The sequence below is a fragment of the Neoalteromonas arenosi genome, from assembly GCF_030362855.1.
In the GTDB taxonomy this organism is placed as follows: Bacteria; Pseudomonadota; Gammaproteobacteria; order Enterobacterales; family Alteromonadaceae; genus Alteromonas_E; species Alteromonas_E arenosi.
In genome coordinates this window covers 391,336-416,950 of record NZ_JAUCBP010000002.1, presented here as the reverse complement: position 1 = coordinate 416,950, position 25,615 = coordinate 391,336, and the positions used below count along the sequence as shown (strand labels likewise).

General features: G+C 46.8%; 19 protein-coding genes. 4 read left to right on the top strand and 15 right to left on the bottom strand.

Annotated features, from left to right (window positions below; all coding sequences use genetic code 11):
• Positions 1–2 precede the first annotated feature (2 nt).
• The 11 genes from QTP81_RS03885 to murJ all read right to left on the bottom strand — a co-directional run bounded on the left by QTP81_RS03885 (position 3) and on the right by murJ (position 14,142).
• Positions 3–494: a type IV pilin protein gene (locus tag QTP81_RS03885; RefSeq protein WP_289363842.1), complete on the bottom strand. Its 492-nt coding sequence runs from the start codon at positions 492–494 to the stop codon at positions 3–5.
• Positions 481–4,575, bottom strand: a complete 4,095-nt coding sequence (locus QTP81_RS03880; protein WP_289363841.1) for a PilC/PilY family type IV pilus protein — start codon at positions 4,573–4,575, stop codon at positions 481–483. The genes QTP81_RS03885 and QTP81_RS03880 overlap by 14 nt, the downstream gene beginning before the upstream one ends.
• Positions 4,576–4,590: 15 nt before the next feature.
• Positions 4,591–5,154 carry a PilX N-terminal domain-containing pilus assembly protein gene (locus tag QTP81_RS03875; protein ID WP_289363840.1) on the bottom strand — a complete coding sequence of 188 codons (564 nt, stop codon included), beginning with the start codon at positions 5,152–5,154 and terminating at the stop codon, positions 4,591–4,593.
• Positions 5,151–6,017, bottom strand: coding sequence for a PilW family protein (locus tag QTP81_RS03870; protein ID WP_289363839.1), 867 nt, complete (start codon positions 6,015–6,017; stop codon positions 5,151–5,153). The genes QTP81_RS03875 and QTP81_RS03870 overlap by 4 nt, the downstream gene beginning before the upstream one ends.
• A complete protein-coding gene (gene pilV / locus QTP81_RS03865; protein WP_289363838.1) occupies positions 6,014–6,667 on the bottom strand; it encodes a type IV pilus modification protein PilV in 654 nt (217 codons plus the stop codon). Before pilV ends, QTP81_RS03870 begins: the two co-directional genes overlap by 4 nt.
• Positions 6,668–6,826: 159 nt before the next feature.
• Entirely contained in the window at positions 6,827–7,771 is a 945-nt protein-coding gene (gene ispH, locus QTP81_RS03860; protein ID WP_289363836.1) for a 4-hydroxy-3-methylbut-2-enyl diphosphate reductase, read from the bottom strand.
• Between the two features lie 12 nt (positions 7,772–7,783).
• Positions 7,784–8,239 (bottom strand): FKBP-type peptidyl-prolyl cis-trans isomerase, encoded by a 456-nt coding sequence (gene fkpB / locus QTP81_RS03855; protein ID WP_289363834.1) that lies wholly within the window; start codon positions 8,237–8,239, stop codon positions 7,784–7,786.
• Positions 8,236–8,742 carry a signal peptidase II gene (gene lspA, locus QTP81_RS03850; protein WP_289363832.1) on the bottom strand — a complete coding sequence of 169 codons (507 nt, stop codon included), beginning with the start codon at positions 8,740–8,742 and terminating at the stop codon, positions 8,236–8,238. The genes fkpB and lspA overlap by 4 nt, the downstream gene beginning before the upstream one ends.
• Positions 8,735–11,545: an isoleucine--tRNA ligase gene (gene ileS, locus QTP81_RS03845; RefSeq protein WP_289363831.1), complete on the bottom strand. Its 2,811-nt coding sequence runs from the start codon at positions 11,543–11,545 to the stop codon at positions 8,735–8,737. The genes lspA and ileS overlap by 8 nt, the downstream gene beginning before the upstream one ends.
• 18 nt (positions 11,546–11,563) lie before the next feature.
• The gene (gene ribF / locus QTP81_RS03840; RefSeq protein ID WP_289363830.1) at positions 11,564–12,496 is read right to left on the bottom strand and encodes a bifunctional riboflavin kinase/FAD synthetase; all 933 of its coding nucleotides are present in this window, start codon (positions 12,494–12,496) and stop codon (positions 11,564–11,566) included.
• Positions 12,497–12,582: 86 nt separating this feature from the next.
• Entirely contained in the window at positions 12,583–14,142 is a 1,560-nt protein-coding gene (gene murJ / locus QTP81_RS03835; RefSeq protein ID WP_289363829.1) for a murein biosynthesis integral membrane protein MurJ, read from the bottom strand.
• Between the two features lie 250 nt (positions 14,143–14,392).
• Between murJ and rpsT the strand changes: the two genes are divergently transcribed.
• From rpsT to olsF, 4 genes are all read left to right on the top strand, one after another.
• Positions 14,393–14,656, top strand: a complete 264-nt coding sequence (gene rpsT / locus QTP81_RS03830; RefSeq protein WP_289363828.1) for a 30S ribosomal protein S20 — start codon at positions 14,393–14,395, stop codon at positions 14,654–14,656.
• Positions 14,657–14,793: 137 nt separating this feature from the next.
• Entirely contained in the window at positions 14,794–16,188 is a 1,395-nt protein-coding gene (locus QTP81_RS03825) for a M20/M25/M40 family metallo-hydrolase (protein ID WP_289363827.1), read from the top strand.
• Positions 16,189–16,326: 138 nt separating this feature from the next.
• Positions 16,327–17,127: a UDP-2,3-diacylglucosamine diphosphatase gene (locus QTP81_RS03820; RefSeq protein WP_289363826.1), complete on the top strand. Its 801-nt coding sequence runs from the start codon at positions 16,327–16,329 to the stop codon at positions 17,125–17,127.
• A gap of 14 nt (positions 17,128–17,141) precedes the next feature.
• Positions 17,142–18,878: a bifunctional ornithine lipid synthase OlsF gene (olsF, locus tag QTP81_RS03815; RefSeq protein ID WP_289363825.1), complete on the top strand. Its 1,737-nt coding sequence runs from the start codon at positions 17,142–17,144 to the stop codon at positions 18,876–18,878.
• A gap of 18 nt (positions 18,879–18,896) precedes the next feature.
• Here the strand turns inward: olsF and dapE are convergent, their stop codons facing one another.
• From dapE to lon, 4 genes are all read right to left on the bottom strand, one after another.
• Positions 18,897–20,069 (bottom strand): succinyl-diaminopimelate desuccinylase, encoded by a 1,173-nt coding sequence (gene dapE, locus QTP81_RS03810; protein ID WP_289363824.1) that lies wholly within the window; start codon positions 20,067–20,069, stop codon positions 18,897–18,899.
• A 441-nt stretch (positions 20,070–20,510) separates the two neighbouring features.
• A complete protein-coding gene (locus QTP81_RS03805) occupies positions 20,511–22,400 on the bottom strand; it encodes a SurA N-terminal domain-containing protein (protein ID WP_289363823.1) in 1,890 nt (629 codons plus the stop codon).
• 232 nt (positions 22,401–22,632) lie between these two features.
• Positions 22,633–22,905: a nucleoid-associated protein HU-beta gene (gene hupB, locus QTP81_RS03800; RefSeq protein WP_100643286.1), complete on the bottom strand. Its 273-nt coding sequence runs from the start codon at positions 22,903–22,905 to the stop codon at positions 22,633–22,635.
• Positions 22,906–23,211: 306 nt separating this feature from the next.
• Entirely contained in the window at positions 23,212–25,566 is a 2,355-nt protein-coding gene (lon, locus tag QTP81_RS03795) for an endopeptidase La (RefSeq protein WP_289363820.1), read from the bottom strand.
• Positions 25,567–25,615 lie beyond the last annotated feature (49 nt).

Sequence of the window (25,615 nt, the reverse complement as noted above, 5' to 3'; positions counted from 1 at the left end):
TTCTAACAGTTCCAACAATATTCAGACTGCGCCAGACTACCGTTATTGTCTTGATCCCACGCTTTACGACCATCACTGAATACATAAAGGGCACCGTCGTCCGCTTGCACGCTGCCGCTGACCGGTGTGGCTTTAATACGGTAACTAATACCATTGGCTGACACTGTATCTATCGTAAGATCATAGCGCTTGTTAGCGGCGGGTTCAGATGCCGGTGAATGCGTTTGAAAAACACCCGGCGTACCCGTACTTCCTCCACCATCAGCGGCACCTTGGTATGTGAAGTTTGCCGCTTTGTGACGCTCCATTGCGGCTGCAAAAGCCATCAAATCAGCTTGCGCAGTGCTGCGATTACTGCCTTTGAGCATGCCTTGATAGGATGGGTAAGCGATCGCAGTTATGATGCCGACAATTGCCACTACAATCATTAACTCAATCAAGGTGAAGCCTTGAAAGCGTCGCTTTGCATCAATATGTGATTTACTGTCTTTCAATTTCTGTCTCCCAACTGCTGCGTTGAACCCGCTCAAATCGACCGTAAATGTTTTGAGCTAAACATTCAAAGTCAGAATTACATGCCTGCTGGTTGCCGTTATTATCAACTTTAATCACCGCTGACACACATTCTGTGCCTAAACAAACGACTGGCTGGACAATGTCTTCAATCAGAATTTTAGTATCGGGCGCTATCCCAGTTTGTTTCAATTGCGCAAACCGATCACCACTATCCAATTCCCCTGTTTCATTTAAATCATCGACAGCGTTGGCATTAAACAAATTAACTAAATACGCTCGACTGTTACCTGTCGGTGGCGCACAAGTACTGTTACTCGAACTTGCCGGCACATAAGTTGTATAGAAAATTTTGTAGTCTAAGATTAAAGGCGAAGATAACACCTTTTCACCACCAGTGGTCAAACGCAACACCCAGCCTTGCGTTTGTTGTAGCTTGTTGCTGGCGATACCGCGCGTTGTTTCATCACTAGAAGTTAATAAATGATCGGTCGCATCGTACAAGTCCCCTTCTATAACCGGTACGCCCGGTAACTTGTAAAGGCCATTTTCGTCAAGATTGAAAACGCCTTCGTCTTTGATCATGTAAAAACGGTCTTCAATTTGCGTATCCAATGGACCCGCCCGGAAGCCTGAACCTACGGCTACCGCATAATACAAATCATCACCGAGGCTAACCTCTGACACATCAGGCCCGTAATAGAAGCGACGATTGTCAGCAGTAGTATTACCGGCAAAGTCAGCCATCAGCTTGCCCTTAATCAAATCATTACCCGTCTCACCATTGTATATGTCAAAACGGAACAACTGGCCGCCCATATCAGCAACGTACATATGATCGGCATAGCCGTCGTTGTTGCGATCAATCACTGAAATACGAGCAGGGATGCTGTATTGCATATCTGTTAAGTTTAGGTCGGCATCGGCTTTACTTGCCTTCCATAATAGCTGTCCACTATCCGCATCAATGATATAAACTGCATTGCCTAAGGCGTCAGGCGAGCGCACTGTTTTGGCGTCCTGATCCTCGTCATAACCACCACCAAAGATCATTACATTTTTGCTCATACCTCCAAACTTGATCTTGGTAATGGTAGGGCGTGACCAGGTCTGCCCAAGCTCTTCAAAGCCCACACTGCCGCCTTCCACTTTAAACACCAAGCGCGGCGAGGTTTTGCTAGTTACATCGAAGACATAATAGTTTCTCCCTCCGCGACGCATACCAACATACAGATAGGTCTTGTTGCCTACCGTGCGTAAAACCATATCGCCGTCCAACCCGTAAATATGATTAAAGGTTGAGGTGTTGCGATAAATTGGATGTAAGTTACTCAGTAACTCTTCGGGAATAATTGCAAAGTTTTCCAGCCCAGTATCTGAATCTATCGAATGCAAGAAACCATGGTTCGTGGCAACAAAGATAGCGCTGTCAGATTGCGAATAATTAACAATCACTGGCTGGCTGTGGATCGGGTCACCCATTTGATAGCGCACATCTGAAGTTGAGCCATCACCGTCGTCATCTCGCACGTCAACGCCTCGCGCCCATTTCAGCACGGTATCACGCAATATGGCAGGGGTTGGTTCGTTGTCTATCCCTAACATCTCTGCTGTGATCAACGAATTCGATTCATTCAAACTATTACTTGACGATGCAATAGTACCCGGTGAATTAAAGGTATAAATGTTGCGAGAAGCAGATACTTGACTGGCTGCGCCACCCTCGCGAACGTCGTTACCATCAGCGAGTACTGACCAATAGGAATGACTGTTTTCAGCAAAGAATCCCGTGATCGTATCTACGGCATCTAAACCATTTTTATCAATGATCTTATCACCGTCGATACGATATTTTTTCAGGTTACCCGGCCATATAGTACCCTCAGAAGGTTTAAACAACGCAAAATAAAGCTCGTCGCGGTGAGTTAGACGGTTTAACTGGTTAACGGCTACCCCGGGTGAAACGAATGTCGCGTTAACATCTTTTACCGAGCGCAATATCGTTTGGAAGGCCTCAACCAAATCAGCACTATTGTTAGCGGTGTAGAATCCACCACCGCTTTGCAAGGCTAGTTGGTTTAAGAAATTGTTGGCCGTTGCATTCGCAGCAAATCCAATAGTATGGGTAATAATGCGTGCATCTATTTTAGATTGATTGGCTCGGCTTAAGTTTTTGACTAAATCAATCCCGCATTTTTCACCGCCGGACCCAGTGCACGTCGTTCCCAATAATAATTGAATCTCATCAACGCTGTGATTGTTGTTCGCCTGACCATCAGACAGTAATACAATGTGGTTGTTTGTTTGGCACTGCAAGTCGACGATCGGTGATTGGTATACCGCTCCAGAAGGAATATATTCGCCAATACAGTTCGAGCTACTTAAATTGTCGTCTGTACAACCCGGTGGTCGCACAGATGCTTGGCCAATGTAGGAGGCACGATGACTCACGCGGGTATTCCGGCGTACTGTGCTGCTTACTGAGCTTGTGCCCCTTTCTAGACCATAATATACATCTCGACCGCCGAAGTACTGCGTTGCTTCATAAAGGGTATCAACAATTGGCGTATAGCCACTAGCACTCAAGTCATCCACCTGACTCACTAAGTGTTGACGCACTGTCGCTGTGGTTCCTGGCACTGCATTGCCCTGATATTCAATGACTAAGACTACCGAGCCTGACGGTTTACCGCGATATGTATACGCTCCGCGTTTGCCGGTAAAATTCGAGTAAATAAACGTCATGTTATTATTGGGCTGCCAATCACCTCGATTGACAATCTGTTGCACTAGCGAAGTTACCGGAGGCGATTGATAAACGCTGTTTTTATAAAAATCAGGAATATTTGACCAAGTGATCCCAGCTGTTTTCGGTGTATCGCGTAAGGTAAAGCGTTTGTAGTTATTAAAACCTTTAGAGCTACCCACATTCGCAGCCGAAATAGTCATACTTGCGCCACCACCTGTATTGGTTTGATAGGCAGTAAACTCTAAATAGGCATTGGTTATGGTAGCGCCCTGTGGAATATTTATATTCCTAAATCGCGTACCAATATAGGCATTGCTTGAACTGCTAAACGTCAACTCGCTACCGGTTGACTGATAACCGTCGCTGCGTTCTTCCGCATTGTTATTGTTGGAGCTCACTTGGTACGTCAAACGACCATTCACACAGCCTGTAGCTGTTGAGTCATCGTAACTAACAACCAGTTGCGGCGATCGCCCAGTACCTTCTTCATTAGCATAAGCCAAGCGAGCACTTGTCGCATCGCTACTGGTACCCTCTAACAGGATATTTAAGTTATTACCGCCACACCAACCATTTTGATTTACAACTTCCTGTACGACATCGACAATGCTGGGGGTAACAATGGTTTCACCGCTTAATGGAAAATCATTCTCGAGGCTCCATTCTACGTTCGATGAAGTCATTGGTCGGCCACTGATATCATTGGGGGTTGTAGTAAAGGGTGCTGCATCGGCGACGCTTTCAGCTCGAATGGTAATAGTGGAAGCGCTGGTATTTAACTGCGACGAGGTAAAGCGCAAAAACGCATTGGTAATTTTCGCACCTTGAGGAATATTCAAGTTCTGATAGCGTAGTCCCGTGTATACTTTACCAGTACCTTGTGTAAGCGCTAGCTGGTTATTACTGACTGATATTATGCCACTGTTGCTCTCCGATGCATCGTCGTCGCCCTCGGCGATTGACGTAATAATCTCTGGCTGTACGGGTTGGTCGATATCACGCACAGGGTATAAAACCGGTCCACCAAAATCAGAAAAACGCATCAACCCCGCGTTAATATTAGTGGCTTCACGCAACGCGTCTTTTAGTGCATTTTGCACGCGCAGCATACGCGACTCAGTTGTACCGTCTTTATTCGACATGCTACCGGAGGTATCCATGATAAACATTACGTTAGGGTTATAGGTAACAGCCGTGCTTCCTGAACCGATGTATATATCTAGATCATCACCCATGGCTGTAGCACTGATCATGGCACTAAGTATCATACTGGTAACAACGATACTGCTTTTGATTTTAGCCCGCCAATTCATGTTTAGAACCTCTGTTTATTGCGATGCCGGAGCAAAAACTGCTGCGGTAAGGCTATTCGCAACCACGTAACTTTTACCACTAACCTGACCGCATCCGCGCACGACAAAAACGTGACAATTGATGTTGCTGCCCCCAATCACATTACTCGAACCACGGCAGGGTTGTTCGCGCATAAAAGCAGTACGAGACCAGCTATTTACGGGTGGGTTGTTGTCATAACTACCTGCGTTGTTGTGATTTTGACCAACCGTCAACCCCGCTTGCGTCATGGTACGATTAGTCCAGCCATTTACATCAAAACAACTCAATGTGTCAGCCGTGGGGTCGAAGATATTGCCTTGACGTGCGTCTGAAAGGGGATCACTCAAGTTGGGATTGGTTAATAACGTTTCATCTTCAGATTCAAAAACAACACCTGCAATGGCCGCTTCTGCGGCATCAAACGCGAGGCTACTTTGCTCCATCGATGTTGCCATTTTATTTTGCATTAAGCCGCTTGATACCGAAGCGACACCTAATACGGTTAAAGAAAGTAAAATAAGCAGTGCAAACACCATCACCAAACCACGTTGCTTCACAAGCTGACACTCCGTACGAAATTTTTCATATTGCGCAATGCAATAGTCACTTCAAACTGTTTGTAAATGTGATCTGACCCAGGCGATATGGGATCCTCATTTAACAACACAAAACTGGCTGACTGAGAAATTTTGACTTGCCCATCGCCTTTGACCAACACACCAATTCGCACCGCGACGACTTGACCATTCGCTGCTATTGCCCCTAAAAGTTGATCCGCAGGAATGTACTGGACTGGACGCGCTGAATCGTCGCCAGCAATAAGAGGGTTGGCCACTCCATATAGCACTTGGAAACTTTCGACGTCATCAAGCAACGTAAACGCGGCATGGCCATTGTGACCGGCGGCTGGCTTTTGACCGCGTAAATAACGGCCATCAAAACCCCGACACTTTAGCTGAGAACCATCCAAGAAGTACTCATTGACGACATAAAACTGATCGTTGTTGTTATAACCTAGAGTGTACCCCCGACAATCTCTATCGGTTTGCAAGCTAATCACCAGTACGTCACTATCCCCCGTATTGGGACCTTCAATAGCGCCAAGGACAGGACGGACAGCAAAGTCGCCGGGTAACGGAATAGGGTGATTTTGCACAAATGCCGCTTCTTCAACCACATCAACTGCACGGTTTAGGTTGCCATCTAGAAGGTCGTACCGGCCCGCCATAATGACATCACTGCGTAACCGGTTAACGATAAATCGGCCACTTTCTTGTGCCGAGGCAATCGCGCGGTTCAGACGATCTGCGACTGAGTTTGAGACCATCACTTGTATAATCGCTCCGGAAATCAATAAACCCAATGCCAGAGTTATCATAATTTCTATTAGCGTAAACCCGCTGGTACGTCTGGTATTCACAGAGTTACCTCCAGGATCACGCAATCGTGATCGCCAGATCGCCCCACTAAACAATCGGTATTCAGTGCTCGACTATTGCCTTGCCACTGCTCTACCGGCCACGCCAAAATGATACGATGTCTGGAGCCGACGCTACATGCATCAGTATCAAGAGCGTTGTTATCAACACAGGTGAGTTCGAGTTCGATAAGTGGATTAGTATTTACTGCGGCGCAAGACATTTCGTAGGCATCAAATGCAGCAAATTCCGCCGCAGTACAACTATTTTGTGAGCAATTTGGGATTGTTGCAGGATGTGCTTGGCAGAAACAGTCGTAAGGTTGTGCGCCAGAATTACACGACAAATTGGTAAAGTTATAAAGATTGGCATCAAAATAATCATTATTCACTACCACGCCATCACCTTGTGTGGATGACACCGCGCTGGCACGCAAGCGCTCGCTCATTTGCTGAGCGACTAAAACGGCCTGGGTTCGGCTGAGTGCATCGGCGTTAGAAAAGGAACCAATAAATTGCAAAGATGCTACGCCGAGCAAGCCGACCGATAAAATAAATAAGGTTACTAGCACTTCAATCATTCCCACGCCTGCCTGTTTCTGCGTAGGTCCTGTGCTAGGTAGTGTTACTTCGCTCACCGTGCTATCAATCATTCCATTAAAATCGCTTTTTCGTATTGCGACACGCAAGCGCCGCATACGAAGTGGGTATACGTTAACGCAAATTTACTTAGGAAATGTTATTGTGACGTGGGGATAAGTATAAAAACAGCGTACCTGCACTTAAACACTCCCTGTGTGCAGGTATAAACACTAACTGATATGCTTGATGCGTAATTCCTTAGGCACTGCGAACTCAACATTTTCTTCGCGTCCTTGACGCTCAGTGGCGCTAACCGCTCCCCATTCTTTCAATTGAGCGATTACCGCTTGTACCAATACCTCCGGCGCCGATGCGCCAGCGGTAACACCGATGTGATTAGCATTCTCTAACCATTCTCGCTGAATACAATCTGCCCCTGCGATCAAATAAGCTTTTGCACCAATCTTCTCCGCGAGTTCCCGTAAGCGGTTAGAATTAGAGCTATTCTGTGCTCCAACAACAAGTACAACATCGCAATCGGCTGAAAGTTCGCGCACCGCGTCTTGTCGATTTTGCGTGGCGTAGCAAATATCATCCTTACGCGGCCCTTCAATATCAGGAAAACGCTCACGCAGTGCATCAATCACTTCGGCTGTATCATCAACCGAAAGGGTTGTTTGGCTGCAGTAATATAAATTTCTCGGATCTTTGACCTCTAGTGACGCAACATCAGCACACGATTCGACAAGATAAATACCACCCTCTTCATTGTGATATTGCCCCATGGTTCCTTCCACTTCAGGGTGACCTTGGTGGCCAATAAGAATACATTCTGTACCACGCTTACTGGCTCGGGTGACTTCCATATGCACCTTTGTAACCAACGGACAGGTTGCATCAAAGACTTTCAGCCCGCGCTCATCAGCTTGCCGGCGTACTTTCTGCGATACCCCGTGGGCACTGAATATCACAATACTGTCATCGGGAACTTCCGCAATTTCATCGACAAACACCGCGCCACGCTGCTTTAAACCATCAACGACGAAACGATTGTGAACCACTTCATGACGCACATAAATCGGCGGTTGAAAAAGCTCGAGCGCGCGCTCAACAATCGTGATTGCGCGATCGACACCGGCACAAAATCCACGCGGGTTGGCTAAATGAATTTGCATCTATTCAGTTCCTCAATGAACGGTTGGCGAATTTCTCACCGCCAAAATTTCAACGTCAAAAATTACGGTCTGTCCGGCTAATGGATGATTAAAGTCCACAGTGACTGAATCTCCAGCGACGCTGCGAATAATGCCGGGTAATTCGCTGCCGTCAGGCTGTGAAAACCCAATAATCATCCCTTCTTGTACGCCCTCTTCGAGTTCGAAGCGGCTGCGTTCAAGGTGATAGATATTGTCTGGATTGGGCATACCAAACGCATCTTCTGGTGCCAGGGTAAACGACTTTTTGTCGCCTTCCTTTAACCCCAATAAACAGCGTTCAAAATTATCAGTTAAACTACCATCGCCCATCACCAGTTTCGCAGGCTTATTATTCACTCTGGTGCTATCTGCAGCACTGCCATCTTCCAGTTTCAAATCGAAGTGCATTAACACTTCGCTTGCGCCTGTAATTACATCATCGCTCATTTAGATTCTCGGTTCTCTTCGCTTTCTTTGCTAAACAACATATCGATTATCAACAAGGCTGCGCCAATAAATATTGCGCTGTCGGCAACATTGAATGCAGGCCAATGCCACTGCTGGTAATAGAAATCTAGGAAATCTATTACGTAACCGTGCACTAAGCGATCATAAACATTACCAATCGCACCACCTAAAATAAAACTAAACGCAATCGGCAATCGCAGCTGTTGTTTCGGTGCTTGTTTTAACCAATAAAGTAACAACGCACTGACTACAACGGCGATTGCAGTGAAGAACCAACGTTGCCAACCACCCGCATCATGCAAAAAACTGAAGGCAGCGCCGTAGTTATGCACGTAGGTCAAATTAAAAAAACCAGTGACCTGAATTGATTCGTACAATCGCATCGAATCGACAATCGCAAATTTAGTCCATTGGTCAAGTACCAAAACTACAACTGAGATCCACACAAAGCGTAACCCCGTGTTGGCAATAATATTAGGCATATTGGCGTGCCTCGCCATCACCATCCACGTTAGTCACACAACGACCACACAATTCGGAGTGCTCAGAATGTGAACCAACATCGTCCGTATAGTGCCAGCACCGCACACATTTGTGCCCTTGAGTTTTTTCGACTAGTACACTCAAGCCCGCAACGTCGGTCTCGGTTGCGCTGCCGTGTTGGCCCTTCTGCAGCGATACTTCAGAACAAATCAACACGAAACGCAATTCATCGCCTAATTGGCTAAGTAATGATTCGGTCTTGTCATCAACATACAGCGTCACTTTGGCTTCAAGTGAACCACCTAAAACCGATTCTTTGCGCGCATTTTCCAAGCAGCGATTCACTGCAGTCTTAACCGCCATGACCTGTTGCCAGAAATCATTATCAAGCGATGATGTCGCAGGCTTCAGCCCGTCATACCAAGTTTCGGTGAACACAAACTCGCCATGTTCTCCGGGTAGCTCTTGCCACACTTCTTGCGCGGTGAAACTCATTATTGGCGCCATCCAGCGCACCAGCGCCTCAACAATGTGATAAAGCGCTGATTGGCAAGAGCGACGTGCGTGACTATCCGCCTTGGCGGTGTATTGTCGATCCTTAATAATATCGAGGTAAAAGCTCCCCATCTCTATCGAACAGAACTGCATCAAGGCTTGTGTTACAGCCAGTAAATCATACTTGTCATAAGCCGCTGTGATCTGGGTTTGAACATCTAACGCGCGCTGCACCGCCCATTGATCAAGTGCCACCATATCTTCTACGGCAACTAAGTCTGTTGCAGGATTAAAGCCATTGAGGTTTGCTAACAGGAAGCGCGCCGTATTGCGGATCCGGCGATAGGCATCAGCTGATCGTTTAAGAATTTCATCTGACACGGCGATTTCGCTGCGATAATCGGTAGAGGCTACCCACAAACGCAGAATGTCGGCACCCAGCTTGTTTGTTACATCTTGTGGCGCCACCACGTTACCCAGCGACTTGGACATTTTCTTGCCCTCAGCATCGACGGTAAAGCCGTGGGTCAACACTTGCTTGTAGGGCGCATGACCGTGCATCGCCACTGATGACATCAACGATGACATAAACCAACCGCGATGTTGATCCGAACCTTCGAGATATAGATCGGCTGCGGCAGGCATATCGTCGCGACAATCAACCACAAAGTGGTGGGTCACGCCTGAGTCAAACCAGACATCTAATGTGTCGGTGACTTTCTCATAGTCATTGGCATCGTCACCCAGTAATTCAGCATCGCTCAGATCCCACCATGCTTGAATGCCGCTTTTTTCAACCGCTTGAGCAACAGATTCCATGATTTCAACGGATTTAGGATGAATTTCACCAGATACTTTGTGAATGAAAAGCGGAATGGGCACGCCCCATGTACGCTGACGCGAGATACACCAATCAGGTCTACCTTCAACCATGCTTTCAATGCGACTTTCACCCCAGCCTGGGATCCATTCGGTCTTATGGATCTCATTGATTGAGTCGGCGCGCAAACCTTTCTTATCCATGCTGATAAACCACTGCGGGGTTGCACGGAAAATGATCGGTGTTTTATGTCGCCAACAATGCGGGTAACTGTGATTATATTTAACGTTAAGAATCAAATTACCGCTGTTAGACAACGCCTCAATAATGGTGTCATTCGCTTTAAATACGTGTTGACCTGCAAATTCTGGCGTACCATCTACGTAAACACCATTGCTACCAACTGGATTGTATACCTCTAGGTTGTACTGCTTACCCACATTGAAGTCGTCAACACCGTGAGCAGGTGCGGTATGTACACAGCCGGTACCTGACTCTGTTGTGACGTGCTCACCTAAAATTAGCGGCACTTCAAGGGTCAATAATGGATGCTTAACCTTTAATAGTTCCAACTTCGCACCCGTTGCTCTCGCCAACACTTTGGCGTCTTGCGCACCATAGCGCTCAGCACAACTTGTGACTAAGTCTTCAGCAACAATTAATGTGCGCGCACCACTGTCTAACGGCATCTCCACAAGTGCATAGTTGAGCTCTGGATGGAGTGAAATCGCTCGGTTAGCAGGAATGGTCCATGGCGTAGTTGTCCAAATAACAACAGCGGCCGCCGCCACTGACGATTCGTCAACGTCAAATGCGGCTGCAAAGGCCGATGCATCGGCCACTGGGAAAGCGACATCGATGGCTGGTGACACCTTATCCTTATACTCAACTTCAGCTTCAGCTAAGGCGGAGCCACAATCCGTACACCAATGCACAGGCTTGAAGCCTTTTTGCACATGATCATTTTCAACGATCTTCGCCAAGGCACGGATAATATTAGCTTCGGAAGTGAAATCCATAGTTTTATACGGATTATCCCAATCGCCAAGAACCCCTAAACGCACAAAATCCTTTAGTTGACCATCGACCTGCCGCTGTGCATATGCACGGCACTTTTCTCGAAATTCGGCAGCAGTGACTTTATGGCCGGGTTTGCCAACTTTCTTTTCAACCATTAATTCAATGGGCAACCCATGACAGTCCCATCCCGGCACATAAGGGGCATCAAAATCAGCCAAGGTCTTAGATTTAACAATTATGTCTTTAAGGATTTTATTGACGGCGTGGCCAATGTGAATATTACCGTTCGCATAAGGAGGACCATCGTGCAAAATAAACGGCTTCTTACCTGCCTTAGCCGTGCGAATTTGCTTGTAGAGCTCTTTCTGCTGCCAAGTTTTTAGCATCTGTGGCTCGCGCTGAGCCAAGTTACCGCGCATTGGAAAAGCGGTATCAGGTAAGTTTAGTGTGGCTTTGTAGTCACTCATGCGTTGTTCAATCCAATTTTATAATGTTTTCGTTGCCAAGCGCTGTTTGGCTAATTCAGCATCGAGTTCGATTTGCTGCTTTAAGCGCTCAAAAGATTCAAATTTTTGTTCGTCACGTATTTTTGCTATTGGCATAACAGCGATGCGCTTGCCATACACGTCCTCAGCGAAATCAAACATGTGTACCTCTAACTGCGAACGCGTGCCGTTAACTGTGGGTCGATGACCAATGTTAGCTACTCCGCCATACATTTTGGCGCCCACTGTTACTTGCACTGCGAACACACCTGCTATGGGGGTATTCATGCGCTTTAACAATACATTTGCAGTAGGAAAACCTATGGTTCGCCCTCTTTTCTCACCATGTACCACTTTGCCGGTGATACAAAAAGGTCGACCCAACATGTTTTCAGCCTGAACAAAGTCGCCTGATTCGAGAGCCTCCCGAATCGCTGTCGAGCTAACTCGGCAGTCAGCCATGCGCAAACTCTGCGTATTGACAACCGAGAAGCCATTGCGTTTTCCCGCATCGACTAACATGTCAAAGTCACCTTGGCGAGCTTTGCCGAAGCGGAAGTCATCACCCACCACTAGAAACTCAACGCCCAACTGTTTAATCAACAGATCCTGCACAAACGTCTGCGCTGACTGGCTAGCAAATTTTGCATTGAATTTAACACAGATGAGTCGGTCGATACCCAAAGCTTCCAACGCTTCATACTTGTCGCGCAAGGTACTCAAGCGCGCAGGTGCCGAATGCGGCATAAAGACTTCTTCGGGTTGAGGTTCGAAAACCATTACCGAGGCCGGCAATTGACGTTGTTTAGCTTGCTTAATGAGCTGCGCTAGAACGGCTTGATGGCCAAGGTGAACACCGTCAAACTTGCCTATGGTTAACACACAACCTTTGTGTTTATCGCGCAGATTGTGTAAACCGTGCACCAACTCCACGTATAACCCTCATTTAAGCCGGCAAATTGCAAAGCTCGCGATTATAAACGACCTTGCGGTGAATACCAATTACTCAAGGATTAATTTTAACCGTGATTTGCGTGTTTAAGATGCCGCGGTCGAATACCCATTAGCAACAACGTCATCACAAAGAACGCGCCCGCCATAAAGATTTGCTTAAACAATGCCAGAGCGCGTTCGAGCTCGGCCATATCTGCCCATGCTAACTGCGGTAAAAAAGATACGAAAAGCGCCATACAAAGCGCCGCTATTAGTACGCGAATAACAAACCAAAACGTGTCTTTAGAAATGCGATACACCCCTTGCTTGGCCAGCGCGTAGTACAATAATGCAGCATTCATAGTCGCTGACAGAGAGGTGGCCAATGCCAACCCAATATAACCGAAGGGGAATGCCAAAATAAGGTTAAACACCATATTTGCTGCCATACACCAGATCCCGAACTTGACCGGTGTTTTAGTATCTTGGCGGCTGAAAAAGCCTGGTGCGAGGACCTTGACCAACATAAAACTCAATAAGCCCAACGAATATGCCATTAGACTTAATGACGCTTTGTAGGCAGTCTCTGCGGTAAAGGCTCCGCGCTCAAAAATAACTGTAAGAATGGGCTCTGCCAACACGAACAGACCCACTGCAGCGGGAATACCAAGCACGCAAACCATGCGTATGGCCCAGTCCATATTACCCGCAAAATTGGCCGTATTTTTCGCCACGTGATCACGCGACAGCGTTGGCAGAATAACTGTTGCTATAGCGATACCAAACAGACCCAAAGGAAACTCAAGCAAGCGGTCCGAATAGTAAAGCCAGCTAATAGAACCGGTGACTAAAAAGCTTGCGATAAAGGTATCCAATAAAAGGTTAATCTGACTGACACTGACTCCAAACAGCGCCGGTATCATTAACTTTCTAACTCTGCTTACATTCGGATCTGACCAACCCCAACGCGGCCTGACTAAACAACCTGCACGCCATAAAAACGGCAGCTGGAACAATAGTTGAACGATACCGCCAATAAAAACCCCCCATGCCAATGCAAATGCCGGCTCAGACAGATAGGGGGTCATCCACACGGCACAACCTATAATTGTAAGGTTTAACAAAACCGGCGTAAAAGCCGCAACCGCAAACTTATTCAGTGTATTTAATACTGCGCCGGCAACGCCAACCATCGATATAAACGCAATATAGGGAAAGGTAATCTTTAACATCAATGACGCGAGCTCATACTTCTCACCCGCGGGTTGATCATTGAGATAATCGATAAACCACCCCGTGCCGAATAGTGCGGCAAGCACAGGCGAGCCGATAACCCCCACAATGGCCAGCACAAACACGATCATCCCTAACGTACCGGATATTCGCGCTATGAATTCTAGCTGTTGCTGCTTACTCTGTTGCTGATGCACTTCAGTCAAAACAGGTACAAAAGCTTGAGAAAAGGCCCCTTCGGCAAACAAGCGACGTAAGAAATTGGGGATTTTATTGGCAAAAAAGAATACATCAGCAGAAGCACTCGCGCCCATGATATGCGCAACTACACCGTCCCTGATAAGGCCTAAGACTCGAGAAATGAAAGTCATCGAGCTTACGATAATGCCCGATTTAAGTAATTTAGCAGACAACCGAAGTTCCTTTATTTGTGCTTGGGGAGTCCAGCTATTATCGCCGTTTACGCCCCTTTTTGAGCGCAAGAGTAAACGCTCAAAACAATGCTGTTAAGACTACAACAAAGCACCCTGAAGTGTCATCTTGGATTGGCTAATCACAGATTTGCGTGATTCATCAGTAAATAGGCAAAAACAGTTGACTTTAAGCATCGGACTAGGCACAATCCGCACCCTTAATTTTTACCTGTTTTTTGGGAGTTACACCTTGGCTAACATTAAGTCTGCTAAGAAACGTGCCATCCAGGCCGAAAAGCGTCGTCAGCACAACGCCAGCCGTCGCTCCATGACTCGCACCAGCCTTAAAAAGGTGGTTGCGGCTATTGAAGCTGGCGATAAAGCCGCTGCACAAACTGCTTTTGCAGCAGCTCAACCGGTTCTTGACCGTATGGCTGCGCGTGGTTTGATCCATAAAAACAAAGCGGCACGCCATAAGAGCCGCCTTGCTGCACAGATCAAAGCACTAGCATAACGGTTGCTATCGTTTCGCAAAAAAGCGCCTTTAGGCGCTTTTTTTGTGCCTGTCGTCTCGCTGCCAATGCGCAACGACTTCTAAGTGTCTGGACTACACGTTAAACTATTGCGGTATTTTCAAATAAAGGAACCCACATGAGACGTTTTTGTCGCTTAGCAGCTGTAGTCCTTGCTGCTGCAACTCTCACTTTTGGCTGCAGTCAAACTACGCAAACCCAATCACAGCCTTACGCTGAACTATCGGAGTATGCTTTAGCGTCTAACTTAGGATTTGATATCGTCAAATCACTGACCGTTGAAGTCGGGCCGCGAATCCCTGGTAGCGACGGCGACAAGCGCGCCGTTGAATGGGCCCAAGCAAAGTTTGCTGAATTGGGGTTTGACCGCGTCTTCACTCAGCCGGTGCGCGTGCGCAATTGGTCTCGCGGCTTAGCCGATGCCAAAGTCACAGCGCCTTATGAGCACGATCTCGTGATCACGGCACTGGGTGGTTCAATCGCCACCCCTGAAGATGGGCTGCAAGCAGAAATCATCATGGCAGATTCCCTAGAGCATCTTACAACTATGAGTCCAGATGATGTTCGTGGCAAAATTGTATTTATCAACCACCGTATGGAAAGAGATAGAGCCGGACGTGGTTATGGTCCGGTTGTCAGCGGCCGTGTGCGCGGAGCAGTTGAAGCATCTAAACTCGGCGCTAGTGCAATACTAATCCGTTCGGTTGGTACTGCTAATTCGCGTTTTGCTCATACTGGCATCATGCGCTATGCCGATGATGTTGAAAAAATTCCTGCAGGTGCCCTATCGAATGCTGACGCAGACACCATTGCGGCGATGGTTGAAGCCGGCCATAAGGTAAAACTCGATGTCCATCTACGCGCCAAAGAGTTGGGCTGGCAAACCTCATATAATGTCATTGGTGAATTTACCGGAACAGAGCGTCCTGACGAAATTGTATTGATCTCTGCTCACTTAGACTCGTGGGATGAAGGCACTGGTGCGCTGGATGACGGTGCAGGTGTTGGCATCGTGATGGCAGCGGCGAAGTTGATCAAAGAGCAGCTTGGTCAACCGAAAAGAACTATACGCGTTGTATTGTATGCCGCAGAAGAGATTGGCTTAGTAGGTGCACACGAGTACACGCGCCTGGAAAAAGACAACTTGGGTAAGCTAATCGTTGCGGCGGAAAGTGATTTTGGTGCCGGTAAAATCTATCGTCTCGATACATTATTCTCACCTGTTGGCCTGACACAAGCAGAGCCGTTATTTACTGCACTCGCGCCACTGGGTGTCGAGCGTGGTAATAATGAAGCGACCGGTGGACCAGATGTATCCATGTTACCTAAGTACGGTGTACCCGTTGTAAATTTGCGCCAAGACGGGACTTATTACTTTGATTATCACCATACGCCAAATGATACCTTGGATAAAATAGACCCTGCCGCTCTACAGCAAAATGTTGCGGTTTGGGCGATATTTACTGCATTTATGGCTAACTCCTCAATCGAAACGCGCAGTCCTCAATCCTAACGTATTGACTTATGGAGCTATGCAGCAATCGCATAGCTCCTATATAAATGTCATCGCTGTGTCATGATTGTTTCACTGAAGTGTCAAGATCTTCACTTAAGGTGTACGACCAAGTAAATCACTGTTGCTTGGTTGAACATGCAGACTCACAAAATAACAGCACGTAGTGTGTTTCTATCAGACATTCACTTGGGCAGTATCGATTGCAAAGCTGAATTCTTATTATCTTTTCTCAATAATCTCGAATGCGACACGCTGTACTTAGTCGGTGATATTGTCGATATGTGGCAGATGAGTAAGCAATTTCGCTGGCCCAAAGCGCACAACGATGTATTGCATCGCCTAATTGAGCTCAGCCATAGCAACACGCGCGTAATTTTTCTACCCGGCAACCACGATGCGCCATTGCAGAAATATTCAGGCATGCACTTTGGTGAAATCGCTATTCACCGCGAAACGGTACATACCACAGCTACTGGTGCGAAATACCTCGTATTACACGGCGATCAGTTCGATGCGGACGTTACTTTAGGCCGTTTCCATGAATGGATGGGTGATAAAGGCTACGAGTTCTTGTTAACTCTGAATCGCTGGTACAACGCCTATATGCAAAAACGCAACAAGCGCTACTGGTCCCTGGCCAGCTATATCAAGCGTCGAATAAAAGGGGCTAATCTGGCCATCGACCGCTACCGCACTGCGGCCTGTAAACGCGCGGAAGAGCTTGGCCTTGACGGCGTTATTTGTGGTCACATTCACTATCCCGAATCGGTCTCGGTGCGCGACATTCATTACGTCAATGATGGTGATTGGGTGGATAGTTGTTCAGCACTAATTGAAGACAGAACGGGTGAATTGCAACTAATGACCGCAGCGATGCTACAAGCCAAATTACTCGAACCGACCGAGACAATAAAACCAATAAGAAAAGCAGCATAACAAAGGCTAACTCTATGTTTAATGTAAACACGGTATTACAAGAGCAATACCCTGCACTAAAGCGCCACCCACTGTTATTCAAGTCATCTGAGTTTGTACTTAAGCATCTTCTGCACGAGCGCGAGTTCACTGAGTTTGAACGATTGTACCCACATTTACACGATATCGACTTTGTTGAGCAAGTATTGGAATACTTCAGTATTAGTTGTTCGGCTCGTGATGTGGAGCGGGAAAATATTCCATCATCGGGAAAACTGTTGATCATTGCCAACCACCCCATCGGGTCTTTAGATGCATTGGCATTAATCAAATTAGTCAGCGAAGTGCGCAGTGATTTAAAAGTGGTAGCCAACCAAATGCTCATGGCAATAAAGCCATTAAACGGTATGTTGCTCCCCGTTAATAACATGCAAGGCGGTACACCCAAACAGCATTTATTGAATATACAGCAACACTTACAAGATGAAGGCGCAGTGCTGATATTCCCCGCTGGCGAGGTATCACGCTTACGTCCGCAAGGTGTGCGTGACACCCACTGGCACAGTGGCTTTTTACGCATAGCTAAAGCCTCACAGGCACCGATTTTACCGGTATTTATCGATGCGAAAAACTCGCCACTGTTTTACGGTGCATCGATGTTGTACAAACCGCTAGCTACGGCGCTGCTGGTCAAAGAAATGTTCAAGCAAAAGCGCAAGCATATCCCTATGCGGATCGGCGAAGTTATTCCCCATTCGAGTTACGCCAATATTCAATTACCACTACCCGATTTAGCCAAGTTGTTTAAAACCCATTTGTATCGGGTTGCCAGCGGAAAGCGTCTTCCTTTAGCAACTCAACGACCCATTGCCGCCCCAGAAGACCGTAAAGTATTGAAGAGTGCGATATTAAGTCAATGCGAGCGCCTGGGAGAAACCACTGATGGCAAGCAGATTTTTCTTTATCAACACATGGGCAGCTCGCCCATCATGCGTGAGATAGGCCGCTTGCGGGAACTCGCTTTCCGCGCCGTTGGTGAAGGTTCATTAAGGCGCCGGGATATAGATCCATTTGATAGTCACTATTACCACCTTTTACTCTGGGATGAAAATGACCTTGAAATCGTTGGCGCTTATCGCTTGGGCGATGCGGCAGTATTGAGCCGCCCTGATCATCCAACAGGGCTATATTCTGCAACGCTGTTCGACTATGCCCCAAATTGTGCAGAGATGCTTGCTCAAGGTTTGGAATTGGGCCGCAGCTTCGTGCAACCGCGTTACTGGGGCAAGCGCAGTCTAGACTATTTATGGTTTGGAATCGGTGCATTCCTCGCTCGCTATCCACGTTATCGCTTTATGTTTGGTCCTGTAAGTATTAGTAATGCGTTTCCAGCGGCAGCCGTTAAATTGCTGGTCGATTTTTATGCCAACAGCTACCCGCAGCTCGCCACACTGCCGTCACTCACGGTGCACGGCAAAATGCCCTACCCTATCTCTCGCGAACACGACTCTGCGTTCGCCAATACCGATAGCCAAGAGGGCTTTAAGCGTTTGAAACATCTACTGGCTAATATGGGGGTTAATGTACCCACATTGCTGAAGCAATATGCAGAGCTGACGGAAGCAAACGGTGTTTGCTTTCTCGATTTTAATATTGATCCCGAGTTTAATGACTGTATCGATGGTTTCGTTGTCGCTGATATGCATATGCTTAAACAGAAGAAATACAATCGCTATATTCAGCCGCACCTTGATAATTCGCTAGCGAGTTAAAGCGCTAGCGAATCGCATTTATCTACCCAACCATTGCGGCAAAATACGGATGAAAATCGCGGTTAATTGCTCCAAATCATCTATTGCGATAGATTCATTGGCTTGGTGAATCGTTCGATTAGACACTCCTATTTCAATGACTTGAGTACCCTCAGTTGCAAAAAAACGGCCATCAGAAGTGCCCCCAGCGGTGCTCAGCACAGGAAAACGTCCTGAATGCTCAAAAATGGCTGCTTCGGCAATATTGATTAGGCAGTTTTCGCCCCCCGTTGGATTTGATAAGTACGCTTCACATAGACGCTCCCATTGAACATCAACATCGGCGCCAACTGTGCTTATGGCATCTGTCAGTAAAGCCTTTAATGAAGTCTCATTAAAATCACTGGCATAGCGCACATTGAATGCCACCGAGGCGCGTCCAGGTACTAAATTGTCCACATGTGTCCCACTGTCAATTTGCGTCACTTGCAATGTTGTACCGGGGAAATCCACAGAGCCCGGTGCAAATTCAATCTCCGACAGTGCCATTGCAATTTTGGCACCCTGTAACGCTGCGTTAATGGTTTGTTTTGGATAGGCAACATGACCTTGACGGCCCTGGATATTCACTCGTGCTGATAGCGAACCGCGTCGGCCTACTTTGATGCAATCGCCCGCTTGGGTGGCGGCAGTCGGTTCAGCGATTAGGACACTACTAAGCTCCACTCCTTGGCTCTGCAAATACTGCTGTATCGCCAAACTACCGTGTTCAGCTTCACCTTCTTCATCGCTCGTGATCAGCCACCAAAATGATAGTTCAGATGCCAATGAACGCCAATCAAACGCTTCGCAAGCTGCGAGCATTGCCGCTAAGCCTGTCTTCATATCTGCAGCCCCACGACCATATAAGCGCCCTGCATGCAAAACGGGCGTAAAGGGGTCCGTATTCCAACGGTTCAAATCACCCGGCGGCACTACATCTGTATGACCGTTAAAGGCAATATGCCGCTCCCCATTGCCAATTCGAGCAATGAGATTAGTTACACCATTGACCTCGAGGGTAATGCAATTAAAACCTAGTCGCTCTAACCGGGTTCGCAAAAAGTGCTGGCAACCAGCGTCGTCAGGGGTAATTGAAGGTCTCGCAATAAGCGCCTCAGCAATACACAAGGCATTACTGCGCAACTGAGGATTTGGCTGAGTTACTGACATAAACGACAATTTTCGCCGATGAATGATGCTTTAGCTTGCCGCCGGTGAATGACAATTTAATTACTACAACACGACAGTATTGTGACAATATCTAATGCAAACAACACTATGCGCGGCCCGTTTGTAAATCACTGATTTAAATTGTGGCCTTTTTGACTGTCAATTCGTATTAACGCAAACTAACAGAAACAAAATACTGGAGTTTTACATTGATTCGCTTTCTGGCTTTGATACCCATCACACTATGCATTCTATGGATCCTGTATTTAAAATCGCGGGGCTATTCGCTAGGTCAGGGGAAACAAGGGTTTGTGTACATCTTTATATTTTCAGTCGTCATAACTCTTGCATACACTCTGCTGTTGTTTATCACGCAAAATCAATAAAAAAAGCCCCGCTACATGAGCGGGGCTTTTTACTTCTTAAAACAACTACTGATTATTAGCGCGCAAACACTTGAACGTCTGCCTCAGCGCGCAGCGCTTCAACAAAGGCTGCGTAATTAGTTTGACTGTATGTTGAAGTCAATCTCTGTCTTAAAGCATCCAACTGTGCTTCATCTATTTCAGTCGGCGACTCCACAGACAATAATTTAACGAGTGCAACATCACCATTGTTCTTTGCCACAGTTGTCACGTTTTCACCTTGCTCAAGTCCTAAAGTGAAGGCTTGTTCAACAACCAAAAGACCCGGTGTAGACATCATGCGAGTTAAGTCATTAAACGCTTCCCACTGCAAGCCATTATCACTCAACTCAGTATCAATAGATTCTTCTGCGATAACCTTAGCCATTAAGTCATCAGCAAAGGCTAGCGCTTCTTGTTGGGCTCTTTCTGCGCGTAACGCCATTTCTATCTCAGTGCGCACTTCTTCCAATGATTTAGTCCGCTGAGGCTCATATTGCTCGGCGCGCACAACCATCACGTGTTCATCACTTATCTGAATAACATCAGAGTTAACACCATCGTTAATAATGTCTGAGGAAAACGCCACCGCCAATACTTGTGGGTAATTTACCGCTGCTGGTGCAGCGCCTTGTGTGAACAACTCAGTGGTTTTAACTTCTGCTCCGATTGCTCCAGCAACGTCTACCAAAGTGTCAGGCAATTCAAACGCGAGTTGTGCCATATCTTGCTGGCGAGCATAGAAAAGTCCAGTGGCCTTGTCTGTTTCAAGCAATAATCGAATATCTTCCTGCACTTCCACTAGCGGTGTGACATCTTCAGGCTTGATGTCAGTCAGTTTAATAATATGAAAACCGAAATCCGTTTTAACTAACTCTGTCACGTCTCCAACATTGTCTAGGGCAAAAGCAGCCTCTTCAAATGCAGGCTCCATGATGTCACGACCAAAGAAGTCAAGATCGCCACCTAATTCAGCACTGGCGATATCATCTGACTCAGCTTCCGCTAACGCAGCAAAATCTTCTCCTGCTTGCACACGCGCAAGCAACGCCATCGCTTCAGCTTCAGCAGCAGCTTCATCATCGCTTAATTCAACCATGATATGTGACACTCGGCGCTCTTCCTCAGTCATATAGCTCGCTTGATTTTGTGTGTAGTACTCAAGAATTTCATCTTCAGTAACATCGACTTCACCAGCCAGGTCTGCAACGCGAAGCTCAACATACGCCAAAGCCACTTTCTCTTCGGTGTCGTATGTATTTAGGTTCGACTGATAAAACGCATTAATATCATCTTCAGATAATTCGATAGCGTCAGCAAAAGGCTGCGCGGCAATAGTAACAACTTCTATATTACGCGTTTGACTTTGCAATAGATTCGCACGCTCTACTTCACCCGGCAGGGTAAACTCGCTACCCGCTAGGGCTCTAGCGAGTTGGTCACGCGTCATTTCTGCACGCATGTAATCTCTGAATGAGTTAGGCTGGAAACCTGCTTGTTGGATTATGGCTTGATAGCGTTCATTGTTGAACTGGGCACCCACCTGAAACTCCGGCATCGCACGAATCGTGTCACGTATTTGGTCATCGCTGACCCGCAATCCCAAAGCTTGGGCTTTCTGTTCAACTAACTCTTCACCAATCAGTCGGTCAAGTACACCTTGACGAAAATCTTGTAAATACTCGGGATTGGCAAACAATGCCGCAACACCTTCCCCAAATTGAGATTCAAGGCGGTTACGTTCGGCCTGGTAAGCACGTTCTAACGTATTTTGTTGGATTTCAACACCATTCACTGAAGCGACAGCTGTTTGCGTCGAACCGGTTAAGTAACTACCGACGCCCGCAAACACGAAGCTCAAGACAATCAAGGCAATAACCACCATTGCCCAAGGCCCCTGAGCACCTTCTCTAATTTTATCTAACATGGCTTAGAAACTCTCCATAACACCATTGACTGCGTTTGTTTTTGAACAACGCGTGAATTTATTTATTTTTCGGGCGCGAATTATACCCCAATTAGAAAATATCTCGACAGCTTATTTCAGCTAGCAGGCCTGAAAATGCGTTGATTTTCGACCATAGTGGGATTTTGCTCACCGATAAAAAAAGCCCCCGACTGTGTCAGGGGCTTTCGTTTGCGATACTAAATACGGCGTATTAGTTACACGCGTCTTTAAGAGCTTTACCAGCTTTGAAAGATGGAACTTTCGCTGCTGCGATTTGAATTGTTTGGCCAGTTTGTGGGTTGCGACCACTACGAGCTGCACGCTCGCGTACTGAGAAAGTACCAAAACCAACAAGTGCTACTTGATCACCATCTTTCAATGCTGCAGTAACAGCGTCCGTGAAAGCGTCTAGAGCACGTCCTGCCGCTGCTTTTGAAATATCTGCACTAGCAGCAATGGTATCAATTAGTTGAGACTTGTTCACAATAAGATCCCCTTCGGTTGTTATTTTTGTGAGGCAAAACCGTTTTTGCCAAGTTGTTATAGCAAGCCTAATGAAATACATCAAGCATCTGTTTACAATTTATTAACTTCTCACGAATAAGCTGCCACCCCTTTGGTGGCAAAGGCTAGAAGCGAATACCCATTAAAGGTATCACAACTATTTGCCGTGTGAAGCTATATTCGTTAAAAAAGTGCAAAAAAATGGGCCTCACCGCTCACTTTTTAACCAATTGATGGCGAAACGCCCAATTTACCTGAGGTTGCCCCCAATTGAACACAGGATTACTTACTTCTCAGAGCCTACAGAAAACGACTCTACGGGTTCCTGTAACGCAATATCAAGAACTTCATCTATCCACCGAACAGGGTGAATGTTTAGATCTTTCTTCACATTATCCGGTATCTCTTCCAAATCACGTTCATTTTCATGCGGAATGACGACGGTTTTAATCCCACCGCGATGCGCTGCCAATAGCTTTTCTTTCAAGCCTCCAATCGCCAATACTTCACCGCGCAATGTAATTTCACCAGTCATGGCTACATCACACTTCACAGGATTACCCGTTAAGCAAGATACTAGTGCTGTGCACATGCCAATACCCGCACTTGGTCCATCTTTGGGTGTCGCTCCTTCAGGCACGTGTACGTGAATATCACGCTTTTCATGAAAGTCGTTGTTGATCCGCAACTTGTCAGCACGGCTTCTAACAACGGTCATAGCCGTTTTAATAGACTCTTGCATTACGTCGCCCAGTGAGCCGGTAAATGTCATCTTACCTTTGCCAATCACCGAGGTCGTTTCGATAGTCAACAAATCACCGCCCACTTGGGTCCAAGCGAGCCCAGTGACCTGACCGATTTGGTTTTGCTTATCCGCTTTGCCGTAGTCAAAGCGCTGAACGCCCAAATACTCTTTTAAGTTATCCTGTGTGACGACGACTTTACCCACACTCTCGTTGAGTAAAATATGCTTGACGGCTTTTCGGCATACTTTTGATATTTCGCGCTCAAGACTTCGCACACCTGCTTCACGGGTGTAATACCGGATCATGCCTAAAATAGCAGAATCAGTTATTTCCAGTTCATCGGGCTTAAGCCCATTGCGCTCAATTTGCTTGGACACCAAATGACGCTGGGCAATGTTCAGTTTCTCATCTTCGGTATAACCAGAAAGACGAATCACTTCCATCCGATCCAGTAGCGGGCCTGGAATATTCATACTATTTGACGTTGCAACAAACATCACATCAGATAAGTCGTAGTCGACCTCTAAATAGTGATCACTAAAGCTACTATTCTGCTCGGGATCGAGAACTTCTAATAACGCGGAGCTCGGATCACCGCGCATATCCGATGACATTTTGTCGATTTCATCGAGTAAAAACAGTGGATTTTTGACCCCCACTTTCGACATCTTCTGGATGAGTTTACCCGGCATTGAACCGATGTAAGTACGGCGGTGACCGCGTATTTCAGCTTCATCGCGCACGCCACCTAATGCCATGCGCACATACTTCCGTCCCGTCGCTTTAGCGATGGATTGACCCAGAGACGTTTTACCCACTCCCGGCGGCCCCACTAGACAAAGAATCGGACCTTTGAGCTTTTTCACGCGCTGTTGGACGGCGAGATACTCAATAATACGCTCCTTGACCTTTTCTAAACCGTAATGGTCTGCATCGAGTACTTTTTCAGCTTTACCCAAGTCTTTTTTAACTGCAGACCTCTTATGCCAGGGCACGCCAGTCAACCAATCAATGTAGCTTCGCACTACCGTGGCCTCAGCAGACATTGGCGACATCATTTTAAGCTTCTTCAGCTCGGCGACGGCCTTATCTTTGGCTTCATCGGGCATTTTCGCTTCGTCAATTTTTTTGTTGAGCGCCTCAAACTCATCGGGCGCCTCATCCAATTCACCCAGCTCTTTCTGGATCGCCTTCATTTGCTCGTTGAGATAATATTCGCGCTGGCTCTTTTCCATTTGCTTCTTGACGCGAGTGCGGATTTTCTTTTCAACCTGCAATACATCAATTTCGCCTTCCATCAGCGCCATTAGGTATTCTAAGCGCTCATTAACGCCAGACATTTCCAATACCTTTTGCTTTTCGGCTAACTTAAGTGGCATATGCGCAGCCATGGTATCCGCTAGACGCGCAGCATCTTCAATACCATTGAGCGATGTTAGGACCTCGGGCGGGATTTTTTTGTTGAGCTTTACATAACCTTCAAATTGGCTTACTGCAGAGCGGATCAAGACATCCTGCTCCCCCTCGGGAATCGATTCACCTTCAACTTGCTCAACATCAGCGGCAAAATACGGCTCCGTTTTACTCAATCCTTCAACGCGACCGCGTATGTTGCCTTCGACTAATACTTTGACAGTACCATCAGGTAGCTTTAGCAGCTGTAAAATCGTTGCTACTGTACCGACGTTGTATATATCGTCTTGGGCAGGTTCATCAACTCCGGCGTCTTTTTGCGCCACTAGGAAGATTTGTTTGTCATTAGCCATCGCCGCATCAAGGCAGCGGATCGATTTTTCCCGTCCAACAAATAGCGGGATAACCATATGCGGATAAACCACGACATCGCGCAACGCCAATACTGGCATTTCCGTGCGCTGTGATTGCTCTTTTGACATGCTTTCTCTCATAAACTGCGTATCGGATTTATATGGGGTTGCGGAAGTA